The organism is Saccharothrix xinjiangensis, assembly GCF_039527585.1.
Classification (GTDB): domain Bacteria; phylum Actinomycetota; class Actinomycetes; order Mycobacteriales; family Pseudonocardiaceae; genus Actinosynnema; species Actinosynnema xinjiangensis.
The window spans coordinates 1-9,758 of sequence record NZ_BAAAKE010000040.1 but is presented as its reverse complement, the minus strand read 5'-3'; the positions used below and the strand labels follow the sequence as shown (position 1 = coordinate 9,758).

General features: G+C 73.4%; 7 protein-coding genes and 2 pseudogenes. 4 read left to right on the top strand and 5 right to left on the bottom strand.

Annotated elements, in window-relative coordinates; translation table 11 throughout:
* Nucleotides 1-324: 324 nt before the first annotated feature.
* Nucleotides 325-2,226, bottom strand: a complete 1,902-nt coding sequence (locus tag ABD223_RS40370; RefSeq protein WP_344043056.1) for a hypothetical protein — start codon at nt 2,224-2,226, stop codon at nt 325-327.
* Nucleotides 2,227-2,403: 177 nt separating this feature from the next.
* Nucleotides 2,404-2,934 carry a hypothetical protein gene (locus tag ABD223_RS40365; RefSeq protein ID WP_344043054.1) on the bottom strand — a complete coding sequence of 177 codons (531 nt, stop codon included), beginning with the start codon at nt 2,932-2,934 and terminating at the stop codon, nt 2,404-2,406.
* 66 nt (nt 2,935-3,000) lie between these two features.
* Here ABD223_RS40365 and ABD223_RS40360 point away from each other — a divergent pair, with 66 nt between their 5' ends.
* Nucleotides 3,001-3,732 carry an SDR family oxidoreductase gene (locus tag ABD223_RS40360; RefSeq protein ID WP_344043052.1) on the top strand — a complete coding sequence of 244 codons (732 nt, stop codon included), beginning with the start codon at nt 3,001-3,003 and terminating at the stop codon, nt 3,730-3,732.
* A complete protein-coding gene (sigJ, locus tag ABD223_RS40355) occupies nt 3,729-4,607 on the top strand; it encodes an RNA polymerase sigma factor SigJ (RefSeq protein ID WP_344043049.1) in 879 nt (292 codons plus the stop codon). The genes ABD223_RS40360 and sigJ overlap by 4 nt, the downstream gene beginning before the upstream one ends.
* On the opposite strand, the gene ABD223_RS40350 is transcribed toward sigJ, so the two are convergent.
* The 3 genes from ABD223_RS40350 to ABD223_RS40340 form a co-directional block, all read right to left on the bottom strand.
* A complete protein-coding gene (locus ABD223_RS40350) occupies nt 4,534-5,634 on the bottom strand; it encodes a glycosyltransferase 87 family protein (protein ID WP_344043047.1) in 1,101 nt (366 codons plus the stop codon). The two genes, sigJ and ABD223_RS40350, sit on opposite strands and share 74 nt — an antisense overlap.
* A gap of 177 nt (nt 5,635-5,811) precedes the next feature.
* Entirely contained in the window at nt 5,812-6,474 is a 663-nt protein-coding gene (locus tag ABD223_RS40345; protein WP_344043045.1) for a response regulator, read from the bottom strand.
* Entirely contained in the window at nt 6,471-7,715 is a 1,245-nt protein-coding gene (locus ABD223_RS40340; protein ID WP_344043043.1) for a sensor histidine kinase, read from the bottom strand. The genes ABD223_RS40345 and ABD223_RS40340 overlap by 4 nt, the downstream gene beginning before the upstream one ends.
* A gap of 241 nt (nt 7,716-7,956) precedes the next feature.
* Between ABD223_RS40340 and ABD223_RS40335 the strand changes: the two are divergent.
* Nucleotides 7,957-8,379 (top strand): annotated as a pseudogene (locus ABD223_RS40335) (LuxR C-terminal-related transcriptional regulator); the annotation flags it as partial.
* Between the two features lie 59 nt (nt 8,380-8,438).
* A pseudogene (locus ABD223_RS40330) lies at nt 8,439-9,536 on the top strand (IS701 family transposase); the annotation flags it as partial.
* Between the last annotated feature and the right edge of the window lie 222 nt (nt 9,537-9,758).

The window sequence follows — 9,758 nt, the reverse complement described above, 5'->3', positions numbered from 1 at the left end:
TGAACACAACCCGCGGACGGCGGGCAATGTCCCGATCACACCACTGCGCGGAAGGGCAATCCGCGGACAAGGGCCCGGAGGTCCGTTGCGGATCGGGAAAAGATGGTGTATCCCGCGCCGTCGCGTGGGACGCCCGAAACCGGATGGGGTTGCCCGCCGGGTGGCGGCGTTCGCCGTTCCGAACTGGTGGCCCCCGGCGGTGCGACACCGGTCCGCGAATGCATTGATGTGGTGGTGTCCGGATACCGCGGGTGCTCCGGCTCTCAATTGCCGGTGGTTCACCGCGGCGTGAATTCCCCTTGTGCGTCGACCGGGGAGCGGTCACTACACCCGGTTCGGGCGGCCCTCGTTGTAGGACTCCATGTACAGCACCAACAGGCTCGCGTAACCCACTTCGGTGGGCTTGGCGATCCCGGTGTCCGCGTCGTCGTCGGCCTCGCCGTCCCGGACGCCGGCGTCGTACACGTCCCAGCGGCGCTGCGTCCCCTGCTGGAAGCCCTCGTCATAGGTGGGCAGGGCTCCTACGGGGTGGGCGGACGCCAGGCCGGTGACCCCGTGCTCGTAGCCGGTGTCGCGGTCCTCGCCCGCAGCGGCCACGCCGTCGGCATGGCCTTTCCGGTAGTCCGGTGTCGTCTTCTTGGCCTGTTTCAGGCCGGCCTTGCCGTCCTGGTGACCCCGCTGGTAGTCGGTGGTCTCCTCGGTGCGCCGCCGCTTGCGGTCCCGCTCATAGTTCTCCAGGAAGGTGCCCACCCCCTTCACCTGCCGCTCCGGCGAACCCGAGCGCATCGGCGCGCGACCGGGGTCGGTGTGCGCCTTGGTCAGGACGCGGGCGGACCCGACCAGGACCCGGTTCGAGTACCTGTCCTGCTTGGCCTCCTCCCGGTACTTCCGCTTGCGCGTCGGGTCGGACGTCCGCTCGGCGGCGACGCGCCGGCTCGCCTCCCTGATCATGCTCGTCCGACCCGCCTCGATCAGCTCCCGCAGTTCGAAGACGTCCTTGAGGATCGGGTAGTAGTGGGTGTTGAACCACTTGCGGGCCGCCTGACCCCACCCGCCGCCGCCCTTGGCGCGGGGCATCAGCAGGCCGCTGTCGTCGCACAGGTGCTCGTTGACGAAGTGGGGGCCGAACAGGGGGTTCTCGCGGTACCACTTCAGGTAGTTCATGTCGGACTTGCCGAAGGCGCCGTTGCACGTCCGGCAGATGCGCATCAGGTTGTCGACGTCGTTGGAGAACACGTGCAGGGCCTCGGCCGTGGCGGTCACGACGGTGGAGGTCTTCTTGCCCTTGCCCTTGGCCTTGGTCACCGTGAAGCACCTGGTGAAGGCTTTCGCGTTCTTCTTCCTGACCTGTTGGAGCAGCTTCGGGTTGCCGGTCATCTCCTCGGCCACGTCGAAGAACGTCTGCTTGATGTCGGCGAAGGCCACCTGGTGGTCCACCTCGAAGGACTCCAGGAAGTTGTCCACGCCGCAGGTCGGGCAGATCTGGAGGGTGCCGCCGGATGTGCCGATCGCCCTGAGCTGGCCCTGCTTGTGCAGTTCTCCGAGGAGGTGGGCGTTGACCGAGCTGGTCGTCTTCGACCGCAGTGGCGTGGAGTGGGCGACGCTCTTGAACTTGCCCTGGTCCCGCCCCTTCGGGTTGGCGGGCGCGCCGACGAGCCCCGCGGGCGTGCTGTAACCCTTGTGGGTGACGGGCATGGTGATGGTCAGGCCACTGCCGGTGATCCGGTTGTCCACCCCGCTCAGGTCGTCGGTGCGCTGCTCGATCACAGCGCCCAGGGCGGTGACCGGGTGGCCGTTCAGCGCCCACAGGTTGAGCAGCCGCTGGAGCAGCAGCAGGGTGTCGGCGGCGTTGACCAGGGCCGTGTCGGGCTTGCCGGCCAACGCGGTGGCCTGCCTGACCAGGTCGGCGCCGTCCTTGACCGTCAGGTGGATCTTCTTGCTCTCGGCGACGACCCGGATCACCTCGGCGACGAGGCCGTCCGCCTTGGCCACCGCGGGCCACTGGGACACCTTCGCCCACGAGACCTTCTGCGCCTTCTTGCCGGCGGGTTGGTGGGAGATCGAGCGTTGCACGACCGCTCCGGTGAGGAGCCCGGCCACCGCGCGGTTGCCCGCCGCGCGTTGCAGCGCCAGCAGCCGGGCGGGCGGCGCGGGTCCGGACGGGACCGCCGCCCGGTCGTCGCGGTCCTGACCGGCCGTCCGCTCGCGGGGCTGTCGTGATCGCACACAGTGGACGTTACGAGTTCACCGCGCAGGCGCCGGCGGCGCGGGAACAGCCGCAGGGGCGGACTTCGTCGCCCGTCCGACCGCCCGGACGGGCGCCGAAGCCCGCCCCGGGGACGGGCACGTCGGACCCGCCCGCGTCCACCGGCGCCGCGCGGGGGCGGTCGGCGCCCACCCGGCCTACGTCTGGGGCCACATCGAGTAGACGACGTCGTCCCCGTCCGCGCACACCACCTGCGGCAGGGCCGGTTCCGGGACCTGGTTGCACGTCATCGGGCCGACCTCCAGCGGCGGCAGGCCGGGGGTCGGGTCGCGGCGCTCGGCGTAGTAGTCGAACAGGACGGCGGCCGCCTCGTCGCAGTCCAGGCGGCCCGACGGGGTCTCGACCACGACGGCCAGCATCGGTTTGCCCAGCGCGCCCGCGAACGGCTGGTCGCAGTACCGGGCGGGGGCGCCCTCGTCGATCTCGGGCGGTTCGACCGGCTCCGGCGGCCGGGTGCTCCCGCGGGTCGTCGTCGGCACCTCGATCGTCGAGGGCAACCCGGCCGTCGTGGGCGCCTCGACCCTGATGGACGCCCCGGTCGTGGTGGTGACGGCCGCGCCCGAGCCCGTTACGGTGGTCGAACAGCCCGTGACCAGGGCCGACAGGATGACGAGGAGGATCTTCACGCCCAGGGGTTCACCCGGTCGGCGCGGTTCGTCACCGGGCATGTCACAGCTCGTGGGACCGGATCGTCCTGATGATGTCGGGATTCGCACGATCGTTGGGACGTGGAGATGAAGATCGCGGTTGCGGGTGGCACCGGAGTTGTCGGGCGCAAGGTCGTCGAGGAGGTCGCGCGGGCCGGGCACGAGGCGGTGGTGCTCAGCCGGTCCAACGTCGACCTGACCACCGGGGAGGGCCTCGACGAGGCGCTGTCGGGGTGCGAGGCGGTGATCGACGTCTCCAACGGCCCGGCGTGGACGCGCGAGGAGGTCGAGCGGTTCTTCACCGCGGCCACCACGCACCTGCTCGACGCGGCCGAGCGCGCGGGCGTGCGGCACCTGGTGGCGCTGTCGATCGTCGGCGCCGACGAGGTCGACCTGGACTACTACTTCGGCAAGCGCCGCCAGGAGGCCCTGGTCGCGGCCGGGCGCGTGCCGTGGACGGTGCTGAAGGCCACGCAGTTCTTCGAGTTCCCCGAGCAGGTGCTGTCGCAGGCGACCGGCCCGGTGGCCAGGGTGCCCGCCATGCTGTCGCAGCCGGTGGCCACCGAGGACGTCGCGACCAGGCTGGTCGAGCTGGCCGCGGGGGAGCCGCAGGGGTTCGCGCCGCCCATCGCCGGGCCGGAGCGGCTGCGGGTGGCGGACATGGCCCGGCAGTTGGTCGCGCGGCGCGGTGACGACCTGCGGGTGGAGGAGGCCGAGGACGGGCCCGCCGGGCTGGCCACCGGCGGCCTGACCCCGAAGGGCGAGTACACCGAGGGCAAGCGGACCTACGCGGAGTACCTGGCCTCGGTGGGCGGGTGACCCGCGTCGTCGAGCTGGCCGCCGAGTACACCCGCGTGCGACCCCGGCTGGTCGGTGTCGCCTACTCCCTCGTCGGCACCCTGGCCGAGGCGCAGGACGTGGTCTCGGACTGCTGGCTGAAGCTGGTGGAGGCCGACGACCGGGACCGCGTCCTGGACGTGGAGGCGTGGGCCGTGGTGGCGGTGGCCCGGCGGGCGGTGGACGTGCTGAGGTCGGCGCGCGTGCGGCGGGAGGAGTACGTCGGGCCGTGGCTGCCCGAGCCGCTGGTCGACCCGGGCTCGCCCGACCCGGCCGAGCGCGTCACCCTCGACGACACCGTGAGCTACGCGCTCATGGTCGTCCTGGAGACGCTCACCCCGGCCGAGCGCACCACGTGGGTCCTGCACGAGGTGTTCGGCATGCCGTTCCCGGAGATCGCCGGGGTGGTGGGGCGCAGCCCCGCCGCCGTGCGGCAGCTGGCGGTGCGGGCCAGGGCGCACGTCACGGCCCGCGCGCCGCGCGTGGACGTGGCCGCGCCCGAGCACCGCCGGGTGGTCGACGCCTTCCTCGACGCGGTCGAGGGCGGCGACCTGGCGGCGCTGGTCGGCCTCCTGGACCCGGACGTGGTGCTCACCAGCGACGGCGGCGGCCTGCTCGGCGTGGCGCGCCGCCCGGTGCACGGGCCCGACCGCGTGGCGCGCTTCGTGCTCGGCGTGCGCCGCAAGGTGGCCGCCGACGAGCGCCTGCGGCCGCTGGCGGTCAACGGCGGCCCCGGGTTCGCGGTGCTGCGGGCCGACGGCACGACGCGCTTCGTCTGCTCGATCACCCTCGACGGCGACCGGGTGCGACGCGTGGACCTCGTCGTGGCGCCCGCCAAGCTGCCCGGAGCGCTGTGACGGCCAGTGCCGCGAGCGCGGCGAGCACGTAGGCGTTGCCCGCCGAGGACTCCAGCGGCGTCCAGCTCAGCTCGCGGCCGCGGGGCGCCAGGGCGAGCACCCCGCCGCTGAACAGCACCGCGGTGGCGACCGCCACCAGCGGTGCGCCCCGGCGCGCCGCCAGGCAGCACAGCGGCACCACCCACACCCAGTGGTGGGTCCACGAGATCGGGCTCACCAGCAGCCCGCAGAACGCCGTCACCAGCAGGGCGCCCAGGTGGTCCGCGCGGCCGTGCAGGGTGCGCACGAGCAGCGCGGCCACCAGCCCGCACACCGGGACGGCCAGCAGGAGCAGCGGCGTGGCGGGCACGCCCGCCAGCCGGTGCGCCAGGCCGTGCAGCGACTGGTTGCCCCACCACCCGTTGGACAGCGCGTCGTTCGCGCCGAGCACCGCCGAGCCCCAGAACCGCCACGAGTCGCCCGGGAGCAGCGCGAACCCCGCCAGGCCCGCCGCGGCGAACGCGCCGACCGCCCGCAGCGCGTCCGCCCGCCGCCCGGTGAGCAGCAGGTGCCCGACGAACACCAGCGGGGTCAGCTTGACCGCCGCGGCCACCCCGATGAGCACCCCGGACCAGCGGGAACCGCGCAGCGCCAGCACGTCGACCACGACCAGCGCCATGAGCAGCACGTTGACCTGGCCCAGCCCGACCGTGCGCCACACCGGTTCCAGCACCGCCGTCAGCGGGAGCAGCCACCACACCCCGGGCCGCGGGCCGGTCAGCCGCACGACCAGGCCGAGGGCCAACGCCGTGAGCACCCCGAAGAGGCCCCACACCAGCTGCGTCGGCAGACCGGCCGCCGGCAGGAACAGCAGGGCCGCGAACGGCGGGTAGGCGAACGGCAGGTCCGGCGACCAGTCCGGGGTCGCGGCCAGCCGCTCGTACAGGGGTTCGCCGCGCAACACGGCGCGCGCGCCCGAGCGGTACACCGCGCTGTCGACGCCCACCGGCAGGTCGGCCACCCACCACGCGACGGCGATCACCGCCACCGCGCACGCCAACACCTTTGCCGGACAGGGTAAGCGGTCCGTCCACAGTGAACTGGTCACGCCGTCGACGCTAGGGAGGGGGACGCCCGGAGTCGTCCCGCCGGGGTGGTGTCCTCGAACCGCCCGCCGGTACCGGGCGAGCCGGACCGCTACCCCGGTACTGCCCCTCCCGGGGTGCTACTCGCCGGGCGCCACCAGACCGGACTCGTAGGCCAGCACCACGGCCTGCGCCCGGTCCCGCAGCCCCAGCTTGGTCAGCACCCGGCTCACGTGGCTCTTGGCGGTCTGCTCCGCGATGGTCAGCGCGCCCGCGATCTCCGCGTTGGACAGGCCGCGGGCGATCAGGCGCAGCACCTCCCGCTCGCGCGGCGTCAGGCCGCTCAGGCTCGGGTCGGCGGGCCGGTCCGCCGCGCGGGCCGCGAACGCCGCCACCAGCCGGCGCGTGACCGAGGGCGCGAACAGCGTGTGCCCGGCCGCCACCACCCGCACCGCGTTGACCAGGTCGGCCAGCGGCGCGTCCTTGAGCATGAAGCCGCTCGCACCCGCGCGCAGCGCGCCGTAGACGTACTCGTCGAGGTCGAACGTCGTCAGCACCAGCACCCGCGGGGGTTCGCCGTCGACCGCGGCGAGGATGCGCCGGGTGGCCTCCAACCCGTCCATGCCGGGCATCCGGATGTCCATCAGCACCACGTCGGGCGCCAGCCGGCCGGCCAGCGCCAGCGCCCCGGCCCCGGTGCCGGCCTCGCCGACGACCTCCAGGTCCGGCTGGGCGCTCAGCGCCACGTGGAAGCTCTCCCGGACCATCGCCTGGTCGTCGGCGATCAAGACCCTCGTGGTCACCGCGCACCCCTCTCGTCCAGCGGCAGTTCGGCGACCACCCGGAAACCGCCGTCCGGCGCGGGCGTCGCGGAGAACTCGCCACCCAGCACCCGCACCCGCTCCGCCATGCCGGCCAACCCCTGGCGCGGCCGGTCGGCGTCGGCGTCCCCGTCCAGCGCGGGCCGCGCCGCCGCCGCGTTCGACACCGTGATCCGGAGCCGGTCGGCGTCCACCACCAGCCCGATCGAGACGGCGGCTCCGGGCGCGTGCCGCGCGCTGTTGCTCAGCGCTTCACGCACGATCCCGTAGGCGGACGGGCCGACGCCCGCGGGCAGCGGGCCGGTGCCGCACCGCAGGTCGAGGTCGATCGCCGTGCCCGCCGCGCGGAACCGCGCCACCAGCTCCCCGACCTCGCCCAACCCGGGCTGCGGCGCGGTCTCCGCCTCGTCGTCGGCGGTCCGCAGCGCGCCCAGCATCCGGCGCATCTCGGTCAGCCCGTCGCGGGCCAGGTCCTGGAGCAGCCGGAACTCGGCGCGCACCTCGGGCGTCAGGTCCGGCAGTCGGTAGGGCGCCGCGTCCGCCCGCAGCACGAGCACCGACATGTGGTGGCTGACCACGTCGTGCAGCTCCTTGGCGATCCGCGTGCGCTCCTCCAGCGCCGCCGCCCGAGCCTGCTCCGCGACCCGCTGCCGGTCGGCGTTCCGCCGCAACCGCACCGCGTTGCCCAGCACCAGCACGCCCGCGCCCAACCCGGCCGCCAGGAAGTGGTCGCGCGGGTCCGGCAGGTGCGGCCGGACCGCGACCGCCGTCACCACCCACGCCGCGATCAGCACCGGCTGGTCGTAGCTCTCCGCCAGCGAGTACAGGACGAACCCGGTGGCCACCGGCAGCCCCATCGCCCACGGCCAGCCCCACAGCGCCACCAGGTCGCCCATCAGCGGGTAGGCGTGGGGGGCGAGGAGCAGGAGCAGCGCGGTCAGTCGCCACGCGACCAGCGGTCGCCGGCGTGCCAGCAGCACCGCCAGCCCCGTGAGCAGCGCGACGACCGGGACCTTCGGGTCGATCGAGGCGCCGGTCGGGAAGAACGGCACGAGGGACAGGAACACGGCCGCCGCGGCGACCAGCACCTCGACCGCCCGCCGCAGCTGGAGGGCGGGCCCCGGGTCGACGGTCAGGTCCGGCGGCGCGCCGCGCGCCACGACGAGCACGAGCAACCGCACCGCCTCGCGAACGCGCCGCGACCACCGCCCCACCTCGGCCATCCGGTCACCATATCGGGTGAGGGCAGGGTGCTCGTCGCTTCTCAGGTCCGGGCGGGCGGTGCGGGACGCCGGGCGCGCCGTGGACGGGGTCGGTGCCCCGGGGCGGGTCCGCGTCGGGGGTCCGGCAGGTGTCGTGAGCCGGGTCGGCGGGGCGCCCGGTCGGCGCCGATCCCGGTTCGGGCCGCGAACCGACTAGGGTTCGGGTGCCGGCTCCGCACAGCTACGTAGGGACCGCACCACCATGCCGCACCACCCCGACGTGGTGCTGCTCGACCGCCGGCTGCCCGACGGCGACGCGCTCCAGGCGGTGCCGGCCTTCGTCGAGGCCGGGGCCAGGGTGCTGGTGCTGACCGGCGAGGCGACCGTGTCCGCGGCTTCCCTCATGGCGGAGTCCGGCGCGGCGGGCCTGGTGCTCAAGTCGTCCCGGCTCGACGAGCTGACCGAGGCGGTGCGGCGGGTGGCTGAGGGCGAGGTCGTGTTCGACGGCAACCTGCTGGTCGGCGTGCTGGACAAGCTGACCGGGCGGTCGGCCCCGCCGGGCACGGCGCTCACGGCCCGGGAGCGGGAGGCGTTGCTGCTGCTCGCCGAGGGCGCCGGCACCGAGGAGATGGGCGAGCGCATGGGCGTGGCGCGCAACACGGTGCGCAACCACGTGCAGCGGGTCCTGGAGAAGCTCGGCGCCAGGTCGAAGCTGGAGGCGGTGGTCATCGCCCGCCGCGACGGCCTGATCGACGCGGCCGGGCCTACGTGCGGGGGTTGTTGGCCCCGATCGCGGGCAAGAACGGCTGGACGTTGGCGGAGGTGGTCGGCGAGTCCACGCCGGAGGGGATGCAGCGGCTGCTCAACGCCGCGTCCTGGGACGTCGGCGGTGTGCGGGACGATCTACGCGCCTACGTGGTGGAGCAGCTCGGCCACCGCGACGGCGTGCTGGTGGTGGACGAGACCGGTTTTCTGAAGAAGGGCGACAAGTCCGCCGGTGTGCAGCGGCAGTACTCCGGCACCGCGGGCCGGGTGGAGAACTGTCAACTGGGCGTGTTCCTCGCCTACGCCACCGGCGAGGGCCGGACGTCGATCGACCGCGAGCTGTACCTGCCCAAGTCCTGGACCGGTGACCGTGCCCGGTGTCGGGAAGCGGCGGTGCCCGACTCGGTTTCCTTCGCCACCAAAGCTGTTCTGGCGCTTCGGATGTTGGAGCGGGCGTTCGCGGCCGGAGTGCCGGCCCGCTGGGTGACCGCGGACGAGGCCTACGGTCAGGACCACAAATTCCGCGCCTGGCTCGAGGACCGTCGGACGGGCTACGTCGTGGCCGTGCCGCGCAGCCAGACCGTGCCCACCGTGAACGGCACCGCCCGCGCCGACACCCTCGCCCGCAACGCCCCACCCGAGGCGTGGAAACGACGCTCCGCCGGTGACGGCGCCAAAGGCCCACGCATGTACGACTGGGCCGCCGCGACCCTGCCTCCCGACCCCGACCAGTACAGCGACCTGTCACGGTGGCTGCTGATCCGCCGCAGCACCACCGATCCCGACGACCTGGCGTTCTACCTGTGCTTCGGCCCCATCGGCACATCCGACGACGAACTCGTGCGCGTCGCCGGAAGCCGCTGGGCGGTCGAGGAATGCTTCCAGACCGCCAAGACCGAGGTCGGCCTGGACCAGTGCCAGGTCCGCCGCTACGACGCCTGGTACCGCCACATCACCCTCGCGATGCTCGCCCACGCCTACCTCGCCGTCACCGCGGCAAACACCCACAACGACCGGACGAGGACGGCCTCGCACGCCTCACCCTCGGCGAGGTCCGACGTCTCCTGGCACACCTGATCACCCAGACGTTCAACAAAGATCGACTCTACCGGTGGTCGCACTGGCGCCGCCGACACCAGTACCGTGCCAGAAAGAGCCACTACCAGCGGAAACGCACATAGTCACCAAGTGCGGCTGGAGTACTAGGAGCTGTTTGAGGTTCGGATCATGTGGCTGAAGCCAGGGCTCTCAGCCACATGATCGCTCCTCGTAGATGCAGCCCGGCCTCGTAGCTCTCCG

Bases quoted from the DNA above. Each gene is read 5' to 3' on its own strand.
- ABD223_RS40365 (WP_344043054.1), bottom strand. From the start codon at position 2,934: ATGCCCGGTGACGAACCGCGCCGACCGGGTGAACCCCTGGGCGTGAAG.
- ABD223_RS40360 (WP_344043052.1), top strand. From the start codon at position 3,001: ATGAAGATCGCGGTTGCGGGTGGCACCGGAGTTGTCGGGCGCAAGGTC.
- ABD223_RS40340 (WP_344043043.1), bottom strand. From the start codon at position 7,715: ATGGCCGAGGTGGGGCGGTGGTCGCGGCGCGTTCGCGAGGCGGTGCGG.